Source organism: Cohnella sp. SGD-V74, from assembly GCF_003001675.1.
Lineage (GTDB): Bacteria > Bacillota > Bacilli > Paenibacillales > Paenibacillaceae > Cohnella.
The window spans coordinates 122,123-146,770 of the sequence record NZ_PVYW01000024.1 but is presented as its reverse complement, the minus strand read 5'-3'; the positions used below and the strand labels follow the sequence as shown (position 1 = coordinate 146,770).

The 24,648-nt window shown below is 56.6% G+C and carries 13 protein-coding genes; 11 read left to right on the top strand and 2 right to left on the bottom strand.

Going from position 1 to position 24,648, the window contains the following annotated elements:
• The first annotated feature begins 84 nt into the window (after window positions 1-84).
• The 7 genes from B0G52_RS29345 (at window position 85) to B0G52_RS29315 (ending at window position 12,149) form a co-directional block, all read left to right on the top strand.
• Window positions 85-3,489: an S-layer homology domain-containing protein gene (locus B0G52_RS29345; protein ID WP_094049963.1), complete on the top strand. Its 3,405-nt coding sequence runs from the start codon at window positions 85-87 to the stop codon at window positions 3,487-3,489.
• 271 nt (window positions 3,490-3,760) lie between these two features.
• A complete protein-coding gene (locus tag B0G52_RS29340; RefSeq protein ID WP_094049961.1) occupies window positions 3,761-4,690 on the top strand; it encodes an ABC transporter permease in 930 nt (309 codons plus the stop codon).
• A gap of 13 nt (window positions 4,691-4,703) precedes the next feature.
• Window positions 4,704-5,579, top strand: a complete 876-nt coding sequence (locus B0G52_RS29335; RefSeq protein ID WP_094049959.1) for a carbohydrate ABC transporter permease — start codon at window positions 4,704-4,706, stop codon at window positions 5,577-5,579.
• 125 nt (window positions 5,580-5,704) lie between these two features.
• Complete coding sequence (locus tag B0G52_RS29330) at window positions 5,705-7,246, top strand: extracellular solute-binding protein (protein WP_094049957.1); 1,542 nt, start codon at window positions 5,705-5,707, stop codon at window positions 7,244-7,246.
• 63 nt (window positions 7,247-7,309) lie between these two features.
• The gene (locus B0G52_RS29325) at window positions 7,310-8,587 is read left to right on the top strand and encodes an FAD-dependent oxidoreductase (RefSeq protein WP_094049956.1); all 1,278 of its coding nucleotides are present in this window, start codon (window positions 7,310-7,312) and stop codon (window positions 8,585-8,587) included.
• Window positions 8,588-8,665: 78 nt separating this feature from the next.
• Entirely contained in the window at window positions 8,666-10,303 is a 1,638-nt protein-coding gene (locus B0G52_RS29320; protein ID WP_094049955.1) for a response regulator, read from the top strand.
• Complete coding sequence (locus B0G52_RS29315; RefSeq protein ID WP_094049953.1) at window positions 10,296-12,149, top strand: cache domain-containing sensor histidine kinase; 1,854 nt, start codon at window positions 10,296-10,298, stop codon at window positions 12,147-12,149. Before B0G52_RS29320 ends, B0G52_RS29315 begins: the two co-directional genes overlap by 8 nt.
• A gap of 74 nt (window positions 12,150-12,223) precedes the next feature.
• On the opposite strand, the gene B0G52_RS29310 is transcribed toward B0G52_RS29315, so the two are convergent.
• Together B0G52_RS29310 and B0G52_RS29305 are read right to left on the bottom strand one after the other, a co-directional pair.
• Entirely contained in the window at window positions 12,224-13,282 is a 1,059-nt protein-coding gene (locus tag B0G52_RS29310) for a hypothetical protein (protein ID WP_094049952.1), read from the bottom strand.
• Complete coding sequence (locus tag B0G52_RS29305; protein WP_094049951.1) at window positions 13,279-13,776, bottom strand: RNA polymerase sigma factor; 498 nt, start codon at window positions 13,774-13,776, stop codon at window positions 13,279-13,281. The genes B0G52_RS29310 and B0G52_RS29305 overlap by 4 nt, the downstream gene beginning before the upstream one ends.
• 117 nt (window positions 13,777-13,893) lie before the next feature.
• Here B0G52_RS29305 and B0G52_RS29300 point away from each other — a divergent pair, with 117 nt between their 5' ends.
• The 4 genes from B0G52_RS29300 (at window position 13,894) to B0G52_RS29285 (ending at window position 24,622) form a co-directional block, all read left to right on the top strand.
• On the top strand, window positions 13,894-14,625 hold the full coding sequence (locus B0G52_RS29300; protein ID WP_094049950.1) for an EamA family transporter: 732 nt from the start codon (window positions 13,894-13,896) through the stop codon (window positions 14,623-14,625).
• Between the two features lie 119 nt (window positions 14,626-14,744).
• The gene (locus tag B0G52_RS29295; protein ID WP_094049948.1) at window positions 14,745-19,151 is read left to right on the top strand and encodes an S-layer homology domain-containing protein; all 4,407 of its coding nucleotides are present in this window, start codon (window positions 14,745-14,747) and stop codon (window positions 19,149-19,151) included.
• Window positions 19,152-19,181: 30 nt separating this feature from the next.
• Window positions 19,182-21,941: an alpha-mannosidase gene (locus tag B0G52_RS29290; protein ID WP_094049946.1), complete on the top strand. Its 2,760-nt coding sequence runs from the start codon at window positions 19,182-19,184 to the stop codon at window positions 21,939-21,941.
• A 5-nt stretch (window positions 21,942-21,946) separates the two neighbouring features.
• Window positions 21,947-24,622, top strand: a complete 2,676-nt coding sequence (locus tag B0G52_RS29285; RefSeq protein ID WP_094049945.1) for a glycoside hydrolase family 38 N-terminal domain-containing protein — start codon at window positions 21,947-21,949, stop codon at window positions 24,620-24,622.
• The last annotated feature ends 26 nt before the right edge of the window (window positions 24,623-24,648 follow it).

Here is a 24,648-nt window from a genome sequence, read left to right as displayed (position 1 = left end):
CAATCGTTGCCGAACACGTGCCGAATGCATCAGTCTTAATACTTAGCCTACGCCAGCTCCCACTGATCTCAAGGTGGGGGCTATTTGACGCTTACGAAGATTCTGACCAATACGCTGTATTATCTGGCGCAGATTACAACAGCGAATGCATCGGCTGACCGCATGTCGCAGGATTTGGCGGCTCCCGACGCAGTAAGCGCCGATACGCTTAGCTCCGACGGCACTGCGATAAGCTGGACGGCTCCCGCAGATAACGGAAGCTCGTACCGTTACAAACTGAAAGAGATTTCCGCCGATGGCAGCGTTGTCGTGGAATCGGATGAAGCCGGCGCCACGGTAACGACCGGCGTAGACCGCTATATCGTTTTGATTGACGAGAACGAAACCGCCTCTGCCAGTGCGGTCAAAGCCGGCGGCACGGTATCGACGACTCCTTCGTTCGACATCAGCGGCCTGACTCCGGGAACGAATTATTACGTGCATATTGTGGCAGTGGATAAGGCTGGCAATGAATCGGCTGTCAGCGATGCCGCATTGCCCGACCCTAATGCGGTTGCCCCCATTATCGCCACACAGCCTGTCGACGAGACGGTTACGATTGGCGAGAACGCCGAATTTTCCGTGGCAGTCTCCGCTCCCCAAAGCGGGATCAGCTACCAGTGGCAGACCAAAGTGGACGACGAATGGATAAATATTGCGGACGAGACATCCGCCACCCTTTCCATCGAAAGCGTGACGGCAGCCAACGACGGCGCCAAATATCGGTGCGTGGTTACCCATACCGTCGGCGAATCCCATGAATCCACGATATCGGATGAGGCGACATTGCATGTCGTGTATCCGGTGACGGTAAACATCTTTATTGACGGTGTGCCTGCTGCAGCGCCGGGAGCGGTGACGTTTAAGCAGGGCGAAGTAACCAAAGCGACTGCCGACAGCTCCGCAACGGGCGTATACGCATCGTCTTTGTCGAACGGGACTTACGAGGTGTATGTGAACGGAGAAGACATCGGCGTTGAGGTTACCGTTGACGGGGCGGCGACTTCAGCGGATGCCGTCAACTACTATACCGTCAGCTATGCCGTTCAGGACAGCGGACTGGCAACGGGCTCTACCGTATCTGCAACAGCAGGCGGAGTATCCATCGCCAGCGGCGCAGTCGTGCTTGCCGGCAAACCGATCGTGATTACGGCGGCAGGAGCGGGAGCCAATTCGTACACGTATCTGTGGTCGGGCGACGGGACAAACGGGCAGACGACCGATACGCTGTCTGTGACCTTGACCGGCAAGATCAACGCGCTCGGCACGGTTGCCGGTTCGAATTCATACGCTGTAGCCCTCAATACGAACGGCGGTACGATCAACAGCGGTCATATTACCTCTTACGACTATGGCGCGCCGGTGGCGCTTCCTACAGATGTCACGAGAGCCAATGCTACCTTTGCAGGCTGGTATGAGAGCGAAGATTTTAGCGGCGATCCGGTCACACAGATTGCGGCTTCCGCGACAGGCCCGAAGAGCTTCTATGCCAAATGGACGAATACGGTAACGTATAGCTATAACTACAGCGGAGCGGGAGACTATATCACACAGCCGGACGCCCTGCACGGCGCAGTTCCGGCATTCCCGAATGCCCCTGTGCGGGAAGGCTATTCATTCGTCGGTTGGTATAAGGATGCGGCTGGCACGAATCCATGGAGAATCCAAGACACCTTGACGGGCGATGTGACGCTGTATGCCAGATGGTCGGCAGCGGCCTACTCCGTCACCGGCAAAGTGGTGGATGACACGGCTCCGACGCCTAACAATGTGGCCGGCGCAACCGTAAAGATGATACAAGGAAATGTGCAGTTCGGAACGACTGCGACGACGGATGCAAACGGAAACTTTACGGTGACGGGTGTTCCCAACGGCATTTATAATCTTGTCGTTACGAAGGATGACCGTTCGGTCACCCTCTACGTTAGAGTGAACAACGGCAATTATGATTTTGCGGACGAGTGGATTGTACTGCCTGTCGGCAATAAAAACAGTCAGTTGCAAGTGAAAGGCGCAGATACTCCGAGCGTCGTAGTGGATGGGCTTAATGAACTGTTTAATGATCCGAACAGCTACACGAACGACGATCGCGATCTTGTAGCTAACGGCGGGACGGTAGTCATCAATCTGGAGGTAGAAAAGCTGGACGAGAATACGGCGGACGGCGCTCCGGAGCTTCGGACGCTGGCAGCGGGGCAGACGATTGCGATGTTCCTCGATATGACGTTGAGCAAGAGGCGGAACAACGATGCTCCGACGCAGCTTACTACCGTAGGCAGTCTGCTCAAAATCATTGTGCCTTACGACTTGTCGGGCAAAGCCAATGTTGCCGTTTACCGCTATCACGCGGGCACTGCCGAGACGATGACTAAGCTGGCCTATTCGGAAACAGCGCCTGCAAGTGAAGGCTATATGCTGGATACGTCCGGGAACCGGATCATCGTCTGGGCGCAAAATTTCTCTACGTATGCGATTGCGTACACTCCGGTCAGCAGCTCATCCGGTTCATCCGGTGGCTCTGGAAGCTCCAGCTATACGATTACGGTGAATGAAAGCAAGGGCGGAAGCATCAGTCCGAGCGGCAGCATCAGCGCAGCCTACGGATCCAGCAAAACCTTTACGATCACGCCGGATGAAGGTTATGTGATCGCGGACGTCATCGTGGACGGCAAGAGCGTAGGAGCGGTCGGCAGCTATACGCTCTCTAATATCACCGGGCCGCATACGATCTCGGTGGTGTTCAAGAAAGCGGATAAGGCGGATAAAGGCTTGCCGTATTACTACAACGACAGCGGCAAGAAGGTGTTCATCGGCTTCGCTTCCGATCGTTCGGGAACGATGAAGTATATTGCGCCTCCTGGGGAAACGGTGTTGTTCCAGGAAAATCCCAAATCTTTCACCGACATTGCGAATCACTGGGGGAAATCCTACATCGACTTCGTTACGGAGCGCGAAATATTCGTAGGCACATCCGACAGCGTGTTCTCCCCGGACACGGGAATGACGCGCGCGATGCTGGCTACTGTAATCGGCCGCCTTTACGAGAGAAGCTACGGCCCGCTTCAAACCGCAGCAACGCATACCTTTACCGATTGCAGTGATAACAACTGGTATTGCTCTTATATAGACTGGTCCTCGGAAAAGGGCATCATTCTGGGCGTAGGGGGCGGCAAGTTTGAACCGAATCGTCAGGTTACACGGCAGGAGATGGCGGCAATGCTGTATCGGTTTGCCAAGTTCATGAAGCTCTCAACGGAGATCGGCGCCGGAGCCAAGCTGAACTACTCCGATGCCGACGACATCGCTCCGTGGGCAAGGGAAGCCTCCCTGTACTTCCAGGAAACCGGCATCATCACCGGGCGCGACCAAGACAGCTTCGTCCCTGAGGGAACGGCGACAAGAGCCGAGGTAGCGACAATTCTGAAGCGTTTCATTGAGGTAGTCGTTTAGATTGAAACGGAGAAAAATGCGTTAACGCGAGAGGGCCCTGAAGTCATGCAAATGGCGGAGGGGCCCTCCGGTAGATAGATTCGCAGAGACGGGCCGTGCTTTCCAAGCACGGCTTATTTGCGTTTTTGCTTCCATCTGGAGCGGAAGGGGAGCCCGCTTGTCCTCTTTTAAACTTTGTGGAATATGACCAGAAATGAAAGGATTGCCTTCTACTCGCCCGGCGTTCTCCTCCCTACAATGGAGTCAAGACAGAGAAAAGCAGGTGGAGCACATGAGCAGACGAGACGGGGGAACGGCGGGCCGGCGTTGGAAGTTGATTCGAGGCAATCTGGATATGTATTTGCTGCTCGTTCCGGGCGTTGCGTTTATGCTGCTGTTCAAGTACGCCCCGATGTACGGCATCGTGATCGCGTTTCAGGATTTTAACATTTTTGCGGGCGTTGCCGGCAGCGAATGGGTCGGGACGGCGCAGTTCGAGCGGCTGATCCGTTCGGACGAATTTTTGCAGGTGCTGGTCAATACGCTGCTGATCAGCTTGTACAAAATTACGATACTGTTCCCGATTCCGATCGTCATTGCGCTGATGTTGAATGAGGTGCGGCGCATGTTTTTCAAGCGGACGATCCAGACGATCATTTATTTGCCTCATTTCCTTTCCTGGGTCATTATTTCGGGGCTGTTCGTCAACATCCTGTCGCCGACGGGCGGCATTGTCAACGTGATGATCCGGGCGCTTGGCGGGGAGCCGATTTCGTTTTTTACCGATAACGATTTGTTCCGCAGCCTGGTCGTGTTTACCGCGGGATGGAAGGAGATCGGCTGGAATGCGATCGTATTTATCGCCGCCATCGCGGGCATCGAGCAGGAGCAATACGAAGCCGCCGCCATCGACGGGGCGGGACGGCTGCGCCAGATGTGGTCGATTTCGCTGCCGGGCATGCTGCCGACAATCGTGCTGATGTTTATTTTGCGGATCGGCAGCTTGCTGGAGGCGGGCACGGAGCAAATCTTGACGATGTACAACCCGCTTGTGTACGAGACCGGCGACGTCATTGGCACCTACGTATACCGGATGGGCCTCGGCCAGCAGGACTACAGCTTCAGCACCGCGGTTGGCTTATTCAACTCGGCGGTCGGGTTTCTGCTGATCGTGATCGGCAACATGCTCAGCCGCAAATTTTTGAATCGCAGCATCTGGTAGGGAGGGAGAAGCCATGTACAGAAAAACAATCAAAGACTACGCGCTGGACGGCACGATTTATACGCTGCTGATCCTCATGGGACTGATGACGCTGCTCCCGTTCGCCAACGTGCTGTCCAAGTCGTTCAGCGAGGAATGGGCGATCGTGTCGGGCAAGGTCGGCATTTTACCGGTCGGTTTCCAGTTCGATACGATGGCGTTTGTTGTCACCAGCAGCCAGTTTCTCCGCTCGCTCGGGATTTCGGTGCTGGTTACCGTGATCGGCACGCTGGCGTCGCTGCTTGTTACAGCGCTGACCGCTTACCCGCTGTCGAAGCGCGAGCTGCCCGGCATCGGAGCCCTGATCGTCCTGTTTATTTTTACGATGATGTTTAACGGCGGCATTATTCCGAACTATTTGCTGATTCGCGAGCTGGGCTTGATCAACCATCTGGGTTCATTGGTTTTGCCCGCATTGGTTAGCGTGTTTAATCTTCTTGTCATTAAAAGCTACTTCGAAAACTTGCCTCCGAGTCTGGAGGAGTCGGCCAAAATCGAAGGGGCGCGCAATCTGACGATTTTGTTCCGGATCATTTTGCCGCTCAGCGGTCCCGTGCTGGCGACGATCGGACTGTTTTACGCGGTGTATTTCTGGAACGACTACTTTAATCCGATGCTGTACATCAACAGCACGTCGCTGAAGCCGCTGCAATTGTACTTGCAGGACATCGTGATGAACGCGGATACGTCCTCGGCGCTCGACAAAAGCGCGGACGATCTGATGAACGTGCCTGCGGAGGGCGTCCGGGCCGCGACCGTTATCGCGTCTACGCTGCCGATTTTGCTCGTATATCCGTTTCTGCAAAAGTATTTTATCAAAGGCGTGCTTATCGGCTCCGTCAAAGGGTAACGCATTAACTTTTTCGGAAGCGGCGCGCTTATCGGCTCCCTGTACCGGTCGGCGGAGGCGGTACGCGAGTCGCATTACCGAAAAATTAATGATATAGATTACAATACATGCAGGAGGGTCTCACGATGAAAAAAGCATTTAAGCTGATCACGGTTATCGTTATGGCTGCGCTTATGGTGACAACGGCGGCCGCATGCTCGGGCAATAACGGCAACAACGGCGGCTCCGCGCCCGCAAGCGCGGGCAGCGAAGCAAGCGCCAAGCCCGATGCGCCGAAGCCGACGCTGAAGCGGCTGAACGTCTGGACCAACGAGGATTACAACACGTACCCGGTCGCCAAGCTGCTGGAGGAAGCGACGGGTTATAAGATGGAATACGATATGCTGCCCCAGGACAAATGGGCGGAGAAGCTGAACCTGATCATGTCGTCCGGCGAGGCGTACGATATGGTGACGTCCTACAGCGACATGGCGCTGTATTCGGACTACGCGCAGAAGGGCGCGCTTGTCGATCTGACGTCGCTGATCGAGGAGTTCGGGCCGAACATCCAAGCGGCGCTGAAGCCGGAATCGATCGAAGCGTTGAAAGTAAACGGCAAATTGTATGCGATTCCCGTATCGATTACGTACGAGGTCAACAGCTCCATCTTGATCCGCACGGATTGGCTTGAGAAGCTGGAGCTGCCCATGCCGACGACAACCGACGAGCTGACGCACGTGCTGCAGCAATTCAAGGAACAAGACCCGGGAGGCAACGGCGAACGCAACGTGCCGCTGACGATCAAAGGCGATCAGGCGATGATTGACAATATTGTAGGCGCTTTCGGCATTCCGAACGGCTGGAACGAGGTCGACGGACAGATGGTTCCAAGGGTGCTCGACCCGTCCTTCAAGGATTACGTCGCTTATGTCGCCGATCTGTACAAACAAAGACTGATCGACCGCGAATTTGTCGCCAACAAAGACGCCACCGCCAAAGAAAAGTTCGCAAGCGGCGTGGCCGGCGCAATTGTCGTTCACTGGGCGGACATTCCGGGCATTCACGAAGCTCTGACCAAAAACTTGCCGGACGCCAAATTCGCTTACGTGCCGCCGCTGAAAGGGCCGAACGGCGAAGCGGGCTTTACCGCCAACGCCGGCTTCGACCGGCTGACGTTTATTCCGAAATCGGCCAAACATCCGGAGGACGCGATCAAATGGATTAACGCCAGCCTCGAGCCGGAGACGTTCAAAACGATGGCGATCGGCGTGGAAGGCACGCACTACAAGATGGAAAACGGCGGCTATACCCCGATTTTGCCGATCTTCAACGACGAGCGCAATTTGGCGAACAACTTTATGGTCGGCACGGACGAAGAGCAGTACCCGAAATATTGGCAAGCGCGCGTCCGCAAAAATCCGGTCATGTTCGAAGCGTTCGATTTCCTGAACAACCAGCAGCCGGCCGAGGTCAAACATTTGAACGTGCTTGGACTGGCGCCGTACATGCAGCAATACGCGAAGAACAATCAGCAGCTTCATACGATGTCCAACGACTATACGGTCAAGCTTATTGCGGGAGCGGAGTCGCTCGACGGGCTGGCGGATTTCCAGGCGAAATATTTGGCTGCGGGAGCCGAAGTCAGCTCCCAAGAAGTTAACGAATGGTATCAATCGGTCAATAAATAACGGGATAAGCGGCGGCGAAGGGAGAGTTCGCCGACCGCTTCCTTCCATTGGGGAGAGATTGCGATGCAAAAAACGGCGTATTCATTCGAACGCGAGGTCAAAACGCATAAAAAAGCGGATGTGATCGTAGTCGGAGGCGGGCCTGCGGGCACAGCGGCGGCGATTGGCGCGGCACGGCTCGGCAAAAAGGTCGTTTTGCTGGAAAAATCGGCGCAGCTCGGCGGCATGGGGACGCTTGCGAACGTCAGCATTTTTATGCCGGTCGGCAACGTGACGGGCATTTACCGCGAGATGATTAAGGAGATGCTGGCCGACGATTTGCCGGCCGGGCATGACGAATCGATTGCGCCGCAATATTCGCCGTTTCTGCTGCGGCAATATTTGAACGATAAAATGAAAAAGGAAGGCGTCGACGTCTATTTCCATTGCGAGTTTGTCGGCGCCGTGCGCGAAGCCGGCGCCATCCGGGCGGTTATCGTCTCGACCCGCGAAGGGCTGCGCGCGTTTGAAGGAGAGCGCGTCATCGATTGCACCGGCGACGCCCGCGTGGCGATCGACGCCGGCGTGTCTTACCGGACCGGCAGGGAGGGGGACGGTTTGACGCAGCCGATGACGCTGATGTTTACGATGCAAAATACGGGCAAGCCGGTAAAGCCTTATCTGCCGGAAGGATGTTATTATTATGAAAACGTATCCGATCTGCCGCAGGGACGGAGGCTTTATTGGGAGCAGCGCGACGACGGCGTGCTGCTGGTCAACATGTCGCGGGTCAAGGCGAACGGGGCCGATATGGAGCAGGTCAATTATGCCGAGACGGAAGCGCTGAAGCAGGTGTTTTCGATTGCCCATTATTTGCAAAGAACCGGCTTTGAAACGTACGCGATCGCGCATATCGCGCCGCAAACCGGCGTGCGGGAAACGAATCAGATCGAAGGGCGTTACACCTTGACGGAAGAGGACGTCGTAGGCGGCAGCCGCTTCCCCGACGCGGTGGCGCAGACGAACTACGAAATCGACATTCATAGCCCCGATGCGCAAAAAACGACCGATGAGCGGCATGTCGACGGTTACGATATTCCGTACGGCTGCATGGTGCCTGCGACCGGGCCGGACAATTTGCTGGTGGCGGGAAGAGCGATCTCCGCGACGCATGTCGCGATGTCGTCGATGCGCGTGCAGGCGACCTGCTATGCGCTCGGCCAAGCCGCAGGCATCGCGGCGGCGCTGTCGATCGAAGACGCGGTGCCGGTCGGCGACGTCGAAGTCGGGAAGGTGCAGGCGGAGCTGAGCAAGCAGGACGCGCGTCTGCTCGGCAAGCGCGACGCCAAGCAGACGCAGTAAGGCGAGAGGCATCGAACCAGAGTAACAGGCATCGAACCAGAGCGTACGGATCGGCCGGCAGACAAGGAGGACATGGCGATGTACAGATTGCTGATCGTGGACGATGAACCGACGGTGAGAGCGGGATTGCGCTCCTATTTCGACTGGGCTTCCTACGGCATTGAAGTGGCGGGCGAAGCCGACGACGGCGACGTTGCGCTGGAGATGATCGCGCGGGAGCGGCCGGACCTTATTTTGACGGATGTCCGGATGCCGAATATGGACGGCATTGCGATGTCGCGGCGGGTGGCGGAGGCGTATCCGCATATCAAAATCATTTTCGTCAGCGGGCATGACGACGTCGATTATTTGAAGTCCGCGATGAAGGTGAGCGCGGTCGACTATATCTTCAAGCCGGTCAATCTGCAGGAGCTTGGCGCGGTGATCCAACGCGTCGCGGCCGAGATGGACGCGGAACGGTCGGAGCGGCAGCTGCGGCAGGAGCTTCTCGTCAAGCTGAAGGAGGGGATGCCCCTCCTTCGCGAGAAGTTTTTGCTGTCGCTGATCGGGGACGGCGCGCCTGACACGAATATCGGCGAACGCGTCGCTTTCCTTGAGCTGGATCTGCCCGTCGACGCGGCGTATTGGGTGCTTGTCCTCTCCGTCGACGATATGGCCGACGTGCTTGGCAGCCGCTCCGAGCGGGATCGCCAGCTGCTCTGGTACTCGGTGCTGAACATCTATCAAGAGCTGATCGACACGTATTTCCGGGGGTACGCCTTCGAACACCGGAACGGCGAATTCGTCGGCGTACTGCGCGCTGCGGATACGGATGCCGCCGCGTCGGACATGGCCGAAGCTTTGTTGGCGCTGGCCGGAGACATTCGTTCGAATCTGGAGCGCTGGCTGAAGCTGAGCGTGACGATCGGCATCAGCGACCGGGCAGACGGCCTTGCCGATTTGGCCCATGCCTACAAGCAAGCTCGCGAAGCGGCCGATTACAAATGGTACCTCGGCAAAAACCGAATCATTACGATGGACAGCCTCGAAACCGCCGGATCGGAAGCCGGCGGCGCTCCGAAATACGATCACGAGCTGAACGCGCAGCTGCTGTCCGCGCTGAAGGCCGACGATGCCGATAAGCTTGGCGAAGCCGTGGACCGGATTTTCGCGAATCTCGCCCATAACCGGCCCGGCGGGCTGAAATACGGGCGCAACATGTGCCTGCAGCTTGTGCTGGCGGCCGGGCAGCTGCTGATGGAGCTGGGCGCGCAGTCCCCGGAGCTCGAAGCGATGGAAGCGGAGCTGTGGGAAGCGCTCTTCGACAAAGAAACGCTTGGCGAAATGAAGCAGCTGCTGGAGTCGTATCTGGCTTCGGCGATGAGCCGCATTCGCGAGAAGCGGACGGGCAAGGTGGCCAACGTCGTCGAACGAATCCGCGGTTTTATTGAGCAGCGTTATTCGGACGGCAATTTGACCGTTGCCGACATCGGGAAGGCGGTCTATTTGTCGCCGACGTACGTGAGCCTGCTGTTCAAACAGGAGACGGGGCAGACGGTCGGCGAATATTTGACGCAGGTGCGCGTGGACAAGGCGAAGCAGCTGCTGCGCGACCCGCAATACAAGTTTTACGACATCTGTTACGCCATCGGCTACACCGATCCGAGTTATTTCACCAAGCTGTTCAAAAAAGTGACGGGCGTGACGCCAAGCGCCTACAGGGATTCGCATGCGTAAGGCCGTCGCCGCCGCAACCCGCTTCGTTGCGCCGCTGCGCCGGCTTTCGATTCCGCGTCCGTGGCTGATCGCTTATTTGCTGCTGATCGTGCTGCCCGCCGGCGTGTTTCTGTACGGCTACTACGAGCGTTCCGCCGTCATTTTGAAAAACGAGGTTGTCCGCACGATGCATCAGACGCTGAAGCAGGCGGGCAGCAACTTGTCCTACCGGCTTGAGCGCATCGAAGATATTAGCAACGCCGCGTTCATGAACGCCAACCTGCATTCGTATTTGTCCGTCGGGGCGGACGACCAGTCGATCGGCATTCAAATTAAAGTGATCGAGGATTTGCGTTTTTTGGTGGAAACGGTGCAATCCAATTCCGACGTGTTCCGGGTCCGGTTGTTTGTCGACAAATCAAAGCTGTACGCCGGGGAACGGGTCAACTTTTTTTCGCTCGACAGCTTGATGGCGCGTCCGTGGTTCGATGCGATTATTGCGGGAAACGGCGGCATCGTATGGACGGGCGTGTACGACGAAACGTTTCTGGAAGGCGGGGAGGAGACGGTCATCTCCGCCGCCCGGATGCTCCGCGACCCCGACAATTACGACAAGGTGTCGGGCGTGCTGATGATCGACATGCGGCAGGACATCGTGTCGGACATTCTCTCCGAGCTTGAATTCGCTCCGGGCACGGCCGTATATCTGGTTGCGGAGGACGGGCGAATCGCGTATCATCCCGATCCGACGATGATTGGCACGGCGCTCGACGCTTCGATATGGGAGCCGGTGCGCGGGCAGACGGAGGGCACGACGTCGCTGAGACTGAACAACGAAGTTAACGACGTTATGTTTACGACGATTGGCCCGAACGGCTGGAAGCTTGTGGCGCAGGGCACGGAATCGCAGCTGTCGCCGATGACGGTCAAGCTGACCAAGCGTTCCGAGTGGCGGTCGCTGATCGAATACGTCGCGCTGTTTCTTATTTTGCCGTTTGTTCTGCTTGCGATTATCGTGAGAGGGATGAACCGCCGGGTGAATCGGGTCATTACCGCGATCCGCAAGGAAGGCAAGGAGGGCGGTCGCGACGGCATCGACGGCTTGCAAGATCTGACTGCCGTAAACGGCGATTTCCATATGCTCGAACGGAGCGTCGATCATCTTATTTTGCGGGTGCAGACGCTGGTCGAGGAAAAGTACACCGTGGAAATCAGGGAGCGCGAAGCGCAGCTTCAGGCGCTTCAAGCGCAGATCAACCCGCATTTCCTGTACAACACGCTGGATACGATCAACTGGATCGCCATCGGCAAGGGCGCAGCCGACATCAGCCAGATGATCGACAGCCTGGCGAAATATTTCCGCCTCAGCCTGAACAAAGGCAAAAGCATCGTCAGCGTGCAGGACGAGCTGCAGCTGGCGGAGGTGTACCTCGAAATTCAGCAAAGCCGCTTTACGGGTTCGTTTGATTTCGAGCTGGACGCGCAGACGGCGCTCGCCGCGTACCGGATGCCGAAGCTGATTTTGCAGCCGATCGTCGAGAACGCGCTGCTGCACGGCATTCGCAAAGCGAAGGACCGCCACGGCCTGATCCGCATTTCGGCCCGGGAGGACAACGGCGATCTGCTGTTTACGATTTCCGACAACGGCATCGGCATGGAGGAAGAGCTGGCCCGCAAGCTGCTGACCGAAGCGCGCTCGGAGCCGAGCGAGCATTCCGGCGGCGGCAGCTCCTACGGTTTGTTTAACGTCAACGAGCGCATCAAGCTGTACGCCGGCGAGGAATACGGGCTTGGCATTTCCTCCGAGCCCGGCGCGGGCACCGTCGTTACCGTCCGGCTCAAGGCCGCGAAGGAGGGGGCGTCCTAAGCTCGGTACGCTTGAGCTTGGCGTTCCCGGGGCGGGACGCCTCTTTTTCGCGTTGTGTGACTAGCATCTCATCCTCACTCCGCCGCCGAAGTCCGGTTGTCGATCGGAACCTCCGCGCCGAAGAAGACGATGGACGAGATTTCTTTGTCGTTAATGACTTTATCGAAGGTTTTGATCGTCAGGATCTGACGAGACAGGAGATCGCTCAGGTGCAATCCGGAGAAGACGCCCGTCGTTTCCGACGTGCCGTCCGCATAGCGGATCGTAATCGGATATTCGTCGGTCTCTTCGTCTTGGGCGCTTTCCCGCCGCTCTCTGGCGGCTTCGCCGATCTCTTTCGCGAAGTCGCTTTCGATTTTTAGCGCGATCGAGATGGGCGACACGGATACGGATTTCAATACGGCTTCGTAGCCGTACAGATCGATTTTGCGGTTCGGCTGGTAGAGCGAGGAGTACGCCTTGAAATCCAGCTTAAACTCGGCTTCCCAAGCTCCGGCGATCACCGTCTTGAATATGCCAGGGAACGGATCTGCCTCTTGCAAATTCGTAAACCGGAAGCGGGCCGTTTGGCCCTCCAACGAATTTTCCGTCATCACGCTCATGACCATGCTGATTTTATTGTCGTTGGGGTTGCCATCGTCCAGCAGCTTAAAGCCCGTGCCGTGAAAGCTTTCATTCGTCGTCGTATTGGGATTCTCGAAGCGATAGCGGGCCGCGTTCAACGCCGTGCCCTCCGGAGCGATGAAGTCCATTAAAATGTAAGCGAGATTGCCGTCCCCGATCGCTTGCTTCAGGATGAGCGTTCCTTCTTCGTTCGCGACTTGTTTGTCGATCGTATAGGCCCCGTTGGATAAATAAGCGGCCTGTTCGGGAGTGGCGGGACCGAGGAATTTCAGGAAGGTTTCGTCCAGTCCGCGGTACGCCGCAGCCAGAGCCGTCGTCGTCAACAAGACGGTCAGCAGCGCCGCCATAACCGCAAACCGGGATCGTCTCGCCGAGACGTCCTTTCTTCCTAGCTTCGTATCTTCGCTCCGACTATGCGTCAGAAGGCTCCGATACATCCTTTCTTTTTGTTCATCCGTCGGCCCTGGAGCAGCTGCTTCGAACAGTCGTTTCATCTTGTCGTCGTTCATGGCGAATTCCTCCCCCAATCGATTCTCAGTCTTTCCCTGCCTCTGGACAGCCGAGTGAGAATCGCGCTTTCCGATCTCCCCAGCAGCTCTCCGATCTCTTTGGCCGTGTATCCCTCGTAGTAGAAGAGATAGAGTGCAGTTTTGTATTTTTCCGGAAGCGAGAGCAGTCTCGCCAGCACTTCCTCCGATGCGTCTCCCTCTTCGCGGGAAGCCGGTTCCGGCAAAGAGTCGATATCCGTTCGGCGGGTTCTCCACCAGTGCTTCAGAAGATCCTTGCAGTGATTGCGGGCGGCAACGATCAGCCACGCTTTCTCATGCTCGAAGTCCTTGAATGCCGTGCAGGAGCGAATCAGCTTCAGGAATACGGATTGAACGGCGTCCTCCGCATCGGCGGCGTTGCGCAGGTAGAGATAGCACAGCCTGTACACCTGATCGACATGCCGTCGATAGAGCTCGGCCCATTTTTCGTCCGGATGTAGACAATCGTTGTTCATTTATTCTCCTCCTGCATACAACACGATCGAAGGCTCCGAAATATCCCATTCCAATATCAGGAAACTGGTGGTAAAATGTTGATTTAATTCGAGTTCATAGGCGGAGCGGGTGACGGGATGTTCGGGATAGCGATATTGCTGGTGCTCGGTTCGGGCTTTCTTCATTCGGTATGGAATCTGTATACGAAGAAGAGTCTGAACAAGAACGTGTTTCTTTGGTTTTGCCAGCTTGTCGCCGTGATTGCATTTTTGCCGTGGACGATTCTGGAATGGGACAGCGGCTCATGGGACGGAACGGGCATCCTGATCGTCCTTGCCTCCATGCTTTTGCACGGACTCTATGTCATTTTACTCGCGGCCGCTTATTCCGCAGGGGACCTGTCGCAAGTGTACCCGATCATGAGAGGGATAAGCCCACTGTTGGTTCCGCTCCTCGCGGTGATCTTTCTTCAGGAGCAATTATCTGTAATCGGATGGCTAGGCGTTGTCTCGATTGTACTAGGCATTGTCCTGTTGAGCGACGTCAAATTCAAGCGAGACGGCTTGTCGTCGTCCAAAGCGCCGCTATTGGCACTAGCCGTGGGTGTATGTATAGCCGGCTACATCATAGTGGATAAAATCGCCCTCGACTACGTATCCCCGGTCGTGCTGAACGAAGCGACGAACATCGGCAATCTGTTGATTCTTTCCTGGGCGACTTTTCGCTCCGGGGCGATCAGAAAAAAGACGAATCCTGACCTCCCTTTGCATTACGGCCGGAGTCGTTGTTTTGGGGCTATGGGGGTAGGGTCTGCAAATAGCGCAAGCTTGGGGGAATCAGCCCCGAGCTTGCGCTTTTTTTATGGATGAATACGTTGCCGTAGAATACTTAAGAGTTTGTGTAGGAAAGTAGATTTATGTTGGCAGCTCTTCGAAATACAATAGGAGCAGCCTTGAAATAACAGCGCTTTCAAGAAAGAGGGGAAACAATGAGACAGAAGCTGGGACTACTCTTCATTTCATTCGCATTGCTGGCGGCGAGTGTGGCGTCGGCAGGTACGGCGGAGGCTGCGCCGCCATCGCAGACGCTTTATGTATTTGATTTGAAAGCTTTTATCCGCGGCAAAGGGATGATCAGTCAGAAGGTTGCCTACGATTATCAGAAGCTTGCGACAGCGCTGCAGGGCATTGCGAATCGCGATGCGCCTCGCATCTATTATGAGTACGAGAGCAATAGCATGGCGACGGAAGCGAATGTGGAGACCGACAAGTATTGGCTGGAGAAGCTGAATCAGCCGGGTGAGTATTTACACGATTATGCGAAGGATGACAGTCAAAGCTTCTCCGACTTGCTTGCCATCTTCCGTTCGTCGGTCAACGGAGTGGTGGTCTGGGACGAGGAAGTGCCTGCGACCTCCAACGTGGCCTCGACCATCGCAGGCGTGGATAATCTGCTTCCCGTCCGCTACGATCCTTCGCCCGGGAGCGCTTATACAGAGCTGGTTACCGGTCTGGGTCTCCCTGTCGTTGTCGACTTAAGAGGCAAATTTACCGGTACGGGCGTCATTCCGGATATTGGCCGCGCAAGTACGGGGAGCGCCAAGAACGACGCTTATTTGTGGGCTAAAGCGCTGTACCTGGATACGGGCAAGACGAATCCGATGCTGATGACAAACTCTCTTGACGGGGTGTCATGGAGCTTAAACGACGCAGAGGGAGAAACGCAGTACGGGGCCAAAGTCATTTCCGCCTATATCCCGGAGCAGATTGAAGCCGGAGCGACCGCAGCGGTTTCCTTAACGATTAAGAATACGGGGACGGCGACCTGGAAGCTGGACGAATTGTATCGTCTGGGGGCGCTGTCCAATAATTCGATCCTATGGACTCATATGCCGGATGGCGGTCATTCGTTAGCGGTGAACGATCAGAGAGTGTTTCTGAATGCTGCCGATACGATTGCTCCGGGCGAGACGAAGCAATTCCGCTTTTCGCTCAAAGCCCCTGACGAGGAGGGCCAGGTCGTTTTCTCGGCCAATGTCGTCAGGGACGGCGTCGCGTGGATGGCCGGAACGGGAATCACCAGGACGATTGACATTGCGGCCCCTTCGTCTCCTCCGGTCGGACCGCCTCCTGCAATCGATCCGCCGGACGATCCGAATCGAATTCCGGCGACTATCGAAGATACGCCTCCGGCAGAAGCGGACGGGCTGACGCTGGCGGCCCAGGCGATTGCCGAGAATCTCCCGAATGAGATGAATCCGGGAGACGTGATGAATATTTCGCTTACCCTGCGAAATAAAGGAACCCAGACTTGGGCGGAAATACTGGCCGGAGAGCCTGTGCATGTTCGCCTTGCCACGCTCGATAACAACGGGTTTCAGTGGGGCGATACCAATGGCGGATATTCGTTGGCTCCCAACAACGCCCGAGTATTTATGAACGGGGAAGTCGAGCCGGAGGAGGAATACACCTTCAGGTTCACGATCGAAGCGCCGCAGCAGGCCGGCGTGTATACGTTCGGGGCGCAACTGATTCGAGACGGCAAAGCCTGGTTCGGTCCGAAGGTGACCAAGTCGATCACAGTAGGGGAGACGCCGGCGGAACCGGTTGAAATTCCCGTCAACAGCGATACGTTCTCGTATCCGGATTTGTTTAACAATGCCTTGCCGAACGCGGACTATTACATTGCGAAGAAAGCCTTCTTCTTCGACCTGAGTCCCGATCAGACCAGCGTACCTAACGATGACAAAAGTCAGCCCTTGGGCACCGATTATCGCACGCTGATTGAACTGCTGGCCGCGCAGAATATCAAAGCGGGAGCGAATATTTTCACCGTAGGGGGATTTGTTCCCTGGTTTTTGAAGTATACGAATTTCGCCGATCCGCTCGGCTCCAATCTTACGCCGGTAGAGGCGGAGTGGACGTATGCGGATATCGTATCCCGCTATAACGCGCAGAAGGATGCGGATGCTTACGGCTTAACCGGCCTGTCCAACGCTTCGGTCTTCAGACACGTGCCGCTGGCGGCTGCTTACGAGCAGAACAACGATAAAGGAAATAACGGTAAAACGCTGGAGGAAGACAAGAAGTACGTGACCTTCTTCATGGGCGATTTCGATGCCGGAGCCTGGACGTCCAGCGCGCTGCCGATATTGTGGGACGATCCGCAACGAGGCGAGCTTCCGCTTGCCTGGTCGTTCGTGCCGAATACGTCGGAGCGCGTGCCGCAGATGTACAACTATTTGTATGAGACGATGGGGCCCAACGATTACTTCGTGGCCGGAGACAACGGGGCGGGCTACTTGAACCCGATGATGCTCATGGCGGAAAATCGGCCCGACGGACTTCCGGATTTCCTGAACGTATGGGAGAGCTACAATATCGCTTTGTACGACAAGTTCGACTTGGACATTACCGGGTTTCTCATCAGCGGCAATTCCCAGAACACGCCGTTAAGAGTACAGGAAGTGTACAGCCGCATTTCGCCTGCCGGAGTCGGGAACAACGCCGGGTTTGATCAGGATATCGTCAACGGAACGCCGTTTGCTCCGGTTACGGACATGGGGCTGTTCCGATCCGATACGGAGCAATTCGGCAAGGACTTGGCCAGAGCGTTAAAAAGAAATCAGTTTTTGAACATCAGAGTCATTCTGACGAAGCCGTCGGACATCGTGGCAGCCGTTCAATACGTGCAAACAAATCATCCCGAGCTGAATTTCGAAGTCGTTGACCCGTATACGTACTTCCGTCTGTACAAGGAAGCCGACGCGAATACCGGGGAGATCGATGAAACGAAACAATATCAGGCCGTTAAAGCGGGAGCTCCAATTACGATAGACGGAGTAGCGAACGCTGCGGAATGGGAAAAGGCGACGGAAATTGTCGTCAGTCCGCTTTCCGACGATGTCGTTGCTTACGGCACCGTATGGGGAGAGGAAACGGATGCGGCCGATCTGACGTCCCGGTATCGGATTCGTTGGGACGATCAACATCTGTATTTGCTGGAAGAGAGAACGGACGATTCGCTTCATTTTACGGAAACCGGCGCCCAGATGTACTTATCCGATGCCACGATGCTTTTCCTGGACCTGGGGCATGACAAGCAAGGCGGTGTCTACAAGAACGGGGACTACGCCCTATTCCTGACGCCGAGCGGGCCGGATGAACAGCCGCACATGTTTATTCGCGAAGGCCGGAACGACGGGCAGATCGAGCGCGAATTCACGGACGGTCAGATTGCCGGGGTTATCACGGATTCCGGCTATACGATGGAAGTCGCGATTCCGTGGTCTGCTTTGCAGACGATGCCGTTCGTTCCCGGAGTGGATCGCAAAGTGGGCATGAGCTTGCTGGCAACCGATCAGGACGGCCCCGGCAATTGGGGGCAGATCATGTGGGTTGGAGACGGAGACAATCAGGCCAACTGGGCGGATATGAAGCTTGTCGGGGCGACGAACCCGACCGATCCCGGCGGTCCGACAGGTCCCACAGGTCCTGGAGGCTCCTCAGGTTCTGGAAGCTCCGCAAGCCCGGGCACACCGCCCGAGGTTGAACAGCAAAACCCCGATCAAGAACCGGTGGATAAGCAGCTTGTCGGAGACCTGCTCCGGAAATCCGAACCCTCCGAAGCGGCAAAGCTGAGAGCGGTATCCGAGGGGATTAAGGTGGCTGCTGCAACAGCGGCCAAACCGGTGAAAATCACGCTTCAATTGCCGACGGAGAATACGGTTCATCCCGTCTATCTGTATAAAATTGGCGAGGACGGCAAGCTGACCTATGTGCCAAGCAAGCGTTCCGGCGGCGGTGTTGAAGCGGAGGTGACGGAGCCGGGACTGTACGGATTAATCGAATACGATAGAAGCTATTCGGACGTTCCGGCCGGCTATTGGGCATACGATGTGATTCGCGATATGAGCGCAAGGCAGATCGTGACGGGGGTCGGCGCCGAACAATTTAATCCGGCCGGTTCGATCACCCGCGCCGAATTCACGGCTATGCTGGCCAGAGCGGCAGGACTGGAGCCTGCGGAAGGAGCAAGCTTCGCGGATGTCGCGGCCGACAAATGGTACGCAGGCTATATCGCTGCAGCTCAGCAAGCGGGTTGGGCGAGAGGAGAATCCGCGGACAGCTTTAATCCGAACGGCTTCATTACACGCGAGCAGATGGCGGTGATGATGACCCGAATGCTGAAGATCGTATCTTCCACGGAAGAACGACCGGCCAAGTTCAAGGATGACGGCTCCGTCTCCTCCTGGGCCAGGGATGCGGTCAGAACGGCTGCGGAGCTTGAGCTGTTGCAAGGCAACCCGAACGGGAATTTCCTGCCGCTGAAGATCACCTCTCGAGCGGAAGGGGCGCAGGCGATCTATAATCTGCTTCGCTATTTGGCGAAGTGATGAAAAATCAGTATTTATCGGAGGTACACCGTGATTAACGTACACATTGTTCCGCATACGCACTGGGATCGGGAGTGGTATTTGCCTTATCAGGAGTTTCGGATTCGATTGACGCGGCTGGTCGGCAAGCTTCTGACGATTTTGGAGCAAGATCCCGAGTACGTCAGCTTTCATCTGGATGGGCAGAGCAGCGTGCTGGACGACTATTTGGAAGTTCATCCGGAGGATCGGGAACGTCTGAAACGCTGCATTAGCGATGGGAAAATCAAGGTTGGCCCCTGGTATGTGCAGCCGGACGAAGCGCTTGTCAGCGGCGAATCGCTGATCCGGAATTTTCAATTGGGCATTCGGATGGCGGAGGAGATGGGGGGAAGCCAGCGTTTCGGATATTTGCCGGATATGTTCGGCCATATTTCGCAGCTGCCGCAAATATTGGCCGGGTTCGACATGAAGGAGGCCGTGTTCTGGCGGGGGCTTGGAGACGTTGCCGCCAAGTCGGGCACGGAGCTGCTGTGGCAGGGCGCGGACGGAACGACGATGTTCGCTTACCGGTTTCCGAATGCGATCGGCTATAACAGCGTCTTTCGTCTTCATACCGATGTGGACAAGGCGGAACAGCAGTTGCGCGAACTGCTCGACGTTCATCTGCTGCCGCCGACGCAAGCTTCTTCGGTTCTGGTGATGGTGGGCGTAGACCATATGGAGCCGCAGAACAATTTAACGGAAATTGTTCGGCAGCTTGCCCCGAGGTTTCCGGGATTTAAGCTGATTCACAGCACGATGGAGCGGTTTCTGGCCGAGACGCGAGCGGATGTGGAGGAAAAGGGAGCTTCGCTGTATACGGCGGTTGGCGAGTTGAGAGATACGAATCGGATGGCGGGCAGCGCGATCAACTTCCTGCTGGCTAACGTGCTGTCTTCCAGAATGCCGCTCAAGCAGTTTAATGCGAAGGTGCAGCATGAACTGGAACGATGGGCGGAGCCGTTCTCGGCTGTGTGGCACGGGATGGGCGGCGATTACCCGGGCAAGCTGCTGGGGCAGTCGTGGAAGTATTTGCTGCAAAATCATCCGCATGATTCCATCTGCGGCTGCAGCCGCGATGAAGTGCATCGGCAGATGATGACCCGGTTCGAGTGGGCGCAGGAAATCGCGCAGCAGCTAACGGATGAGTCCCTCCGCTCAATTGCGGTCCGGATCGACACTTCGGCTCTCCCGGAAGAAGCCATCGTCTTTCATGTGTTTAACCCGCTTGAGCATAGCCGTAAGGACACGGTTACGGTAGAGCTGCTGCTTCCGGATGTCGATGCGGACATTCGCTTCTTTGAAATCCGCGACAGCGACGGACGCCTGCTGCCTTCGCAATGGGTGGATCTGAAGCGGGAGCTGATTGCCGGGAACCACCATGACGCCGAGGTGAGGGATCTTGGCTTGCTGGAAGCTGCCGTGCCTCCCGAGGAGAAGGGCATTCTCGTCGGCTTGGCGTATGTTCGCAAGGCCACGGTGCGGTTTGCCCCCGCTGAGCTGCCTGCCCTGGGCTATGCAACCTTCACGGCCGTGCCTGTTCGCCATGCGGCGATGGACGAACGCTCTCTGGTAGACGGTTATGCGCTTGAAAATGATTGGCTGCGGGTGGAAGCGAACCGGGACGGAAGCGTTCATCTGTGGGATAAGGCGACGGGGCGAAAATATGAAAACCTGCTCGTATACGAGGACGGCGGCGATATCGGGGACGGCTATACGTTCTCCCCGCCGTTGTTCGATGAGCGCTTCTCCACTTCGGGTTTGCAAGCTTCCCTATCGGTGGCGGAGGACGGGCCGGCTCGCGGGACGATTCGGATCGAGCAGAGCTGGCTGCTGCCCGTCGGATTGGATAACGACCGCCGGCGGCGCTCGGCAGCCAAGCGCGAATGCCGGCTGACGACAGAAATCAGCCTTGGCCGGCACGATCGCTGGGTCGGCGTGGTGACGCTCTTCGACAATCGGGTGAACGATCATCGCTTGCGCTTGAAGCTGGCAACAGGCATTCACACGGAGCAAAGCTGGTCATCCTCTGCGTTCGATGTTGTTAAGCGATCGACGAGGGTTGTTCAGCCCGCAAGCGACCAATGGATCGAGGATGCTGTCGGCGCTTATCCCAATCAGGGCTTGGCGGGGATAACGAGCGCTTGCGGAACCTGCGGCTTTGCGGTAGCGCCTTACGGGCTTCCCGAATATGAGGCTACTCCCGAGGGCGAGCTTGCGGTGACGTTGGTTCGATCCGTAGGTTATCTCGGGTCTCCGGACGTCCGCACGATCCGCGGCGGGGCGGGACCGGGGTTCGCTGCGCCGGAAGCGCAATGCCAGGGACAATTGACGTTTCGTCTGGCGCTGATCCCGTTCTCCGGCGACGGAGCGCAAACAGGAGAAGCGCGGCGGGCATCCGCCGAGCACCATCTGCCGGCCCGGGCGGTGCAAATGCGCAGGCATGCCGGAACGATGCCGCTCGTGCATTCCTTTGCCCGCTTCGATCCGCCGGACAGCCCGGTTGCTCTGTCTGCCGTGAAGAAGGCGGAAGCTCGCGACGGAACGATTATTCGCTGCTTCAACCCGACGGAATCCGAGCAGACCGTTAGCTTGCGGCTCGATCGTCCCGTTAAGGAAGCCTATGTGCTGGATTTGGAGGAAAACCGCAAGGAAGCGGCGGTGCTTGTTTCAGCAGACGGCTTGGCATTGACGCTGCGCTTCAAGCCGAAGCAGATCATTACCGTGGAAGCCGTTCAAGATCAAGCGTTTCGGACTAACGGAGGGTAAGGCCCATGAATAAGAAAACCTATCATTTTATCGCGCATACGCACTGGGACCGGGAATGGTACTTGACGTTCGAGCAGTTCCGTTATCGTCTGGTCCATCTGATCGACAAGCTGCTTGATCTGCTGGATCGCGATCCCGAATTCAAGTCCTTCCATCTGGACGGGCAGACGATTGTGCTGGAAGACTATTATGCGCTCCGCCCCGGGCAGAGGGAACGTCTGGAACACTATATCCGGGAAGGGCGAATTTTGATCGGGCCTTGGTACGAGCAGAACGATCTGTATTTGACGAGCGCCGAATCGACGCTGCGCAATTTAATAGAAGGAATTCGCACAGCCCGCCAGCTTGGCGGCGAGATGAAGGTCGGCTACTTGCCGGACCATTTCGGACTCATCGGGCAGATGCCGCAGATTTTCAATGACATCGGCATCGATAACTGCGTATTCGGGCGCGGCTATGATGTGCAGAAGCACGGCAGCCCTTGCTTCCACTGGCAGTCTCCGGATGGTTCCGAGGTAACCGGCCTGCTGCTCTATCATTGGTACAACAGCGCTCAGCGGCTGCCAAGCGATGCCGACCAGCTTAAATCGGTGTTCGATGTCATTCGCCGGCGCGAAGAAGCGGTCAATCCGACGCCGCATTATCCGATGATGAACGGGGTCGATCATCTCGAAGCTCAAGAGGATTTGCCCGAAGTGCTGGAGCAGCTCCGCAGGCTGTACGGGGAAGAAATTGAGGTCGTGCATACTACGCTTCCGAGCTATGTGCAGCACGTTCAGGCGTATATGGACAGCCAGCCGGAAGGGACTTACCCGGTTGTAGCAGGGGAGCTGCGCGAAGCGTTCGAGTACAGCATTCTGGCCGGAACGTTGTCGAGCCGGATTTATGTGAAGCAAGCCAACGTGCACGTTCATGATCTGATCGAGAAATGGCTGGAGCCGCTGTCCGTATGGTGTGCGATGCTGGACCTGGATGCCTGCGACACCGAGACGATCCGGTACGTCTGGAAGCAGTATATGGCGAACCATCCGCACGACAGCATATGCGGCTGCAGTCAGGATGCCGTTCACGATCAGATGATGGATCGCTATCAGCGGGTGAAGGAACTGGCGGAGGAGGTAATCGATCGAAAATTGACGGTGCTGGCCCGACAGGTTTCCGGACAATTATTCGGCGAAACCGACCAGAAGCTGCTCGTGGTCAATTCCTCCCAGTTGGCAGCGTCATCCGTTGTGGCCACAGCCGTTTATTTTCTGGAAGAGGATGACGTTCAATCGTTCAGCATTGAGGATGAACAAGGGCAATCAATTCCGTATCGCATCGTGTCGGAGCGACCAAGCCGTATTCCTGTGCTGAGTCCGATCAATCTGCCGGGAATGATGGCGGTGAGACGTTACGATATCGAATGGCAGCCGCGCGTTCCGGCGCTGGGTTATGCAACCTATCGCATTCGTCAGCATCAGATAGGAAACCAGGTCAGGGATGCTGTAGATTTTTCGACGATGGCGCTGGAGAATCGGCTGCTTAGAGTGGAGATCCAGCCGAACGGCACCTTCCATATTTTCAACAAGAGAACGGGAGTATGGCTGCGCAACCAGGGGCAAATTCAGGAGTCCGGCGACTGCGGAGATTTATACGTGTATAAGGAAGTTGCGGATGAGACGCACTCGGTCTGGAATGATCCCGTCGAGATCGAGGCGATGATTGCCAATGAACTGTATCAGGAATGCGCCTATCGGTTTACGTGGCATCTGCCGGCCAGTCTGGATCATACGAGGAAGAGCAGGTTGGCCGACAAGGTTCCATGCTCGTTCCGGGTAACGCTGCGGCTGGATGCGGATGCGGCGCAAGTCAATCTGAAGGTCGAGATGGACAATCAGGCCAAAGACCATCGCGTCCGGCTGTTGTTTCCGGGTCCGTCGCAGGCGCTTCATGTGCTGGCGGGAGGACAGCTCGATGTGGTGAAGCGCAGCTGGGACAGCGGCCGGGAGTGGGAGCGCGATGCGAATTCGCAGGCGTTCTGGGAGTGGTTTGCGCCCGTGTATGCGTCCGGCGGGACCGCGATATTCGCGAAGGGACTGCACGATTATGAAATGCTGGATGAAGGGAAGACGGCGGCTGTTACGTTGCTGCGCGGCGTAGAAACGATATATTTGCGCGAGGAAGTGTATGCGGAGATCGATGTTCAGCCGAAGGCGCAATGTCCGGGCCGGCAGATCGTCGAGCTTGCGGTAAGGCCGTTCTCCGACGAGTCCGCGACAACGCTGTATCAGGAGGCCGAACGTTACCATCAGGGCGTTCGCACGAAGCTGTCCCCGATCGATCAGGACAAGTGGAACAAGGGGCGTACATGGGTTCAGGATACGCAGCACAGCGGCTTGTTCAAGCTGCTCGACCCGAATGCGCATAAGCCGGCGCTTCCGGCCAGCGGCAGCATAATCCAGCTCGAAGGCGATGTGATGATCTCTGCGCTGAAATGGGCGGAAGACGGGCAAGCGCCGGTTGTCCGGCTATACAATGTCGAGGAGTCTGCAGTTCAAGTCAAGCTCTCGGCGCCGGGGCTGTCCGACGAAGCGACGAAGACCAACCTTTTGGAAGAGCCGCTGGAAACGATCGCTGTCAGGGATGACACTCTCGTCACCGAACTGGCGGCCAAGAAGTTTGCCACGTACCGGCTTTGAGCTTGCAGCGATCGGTTCAGGCTGAA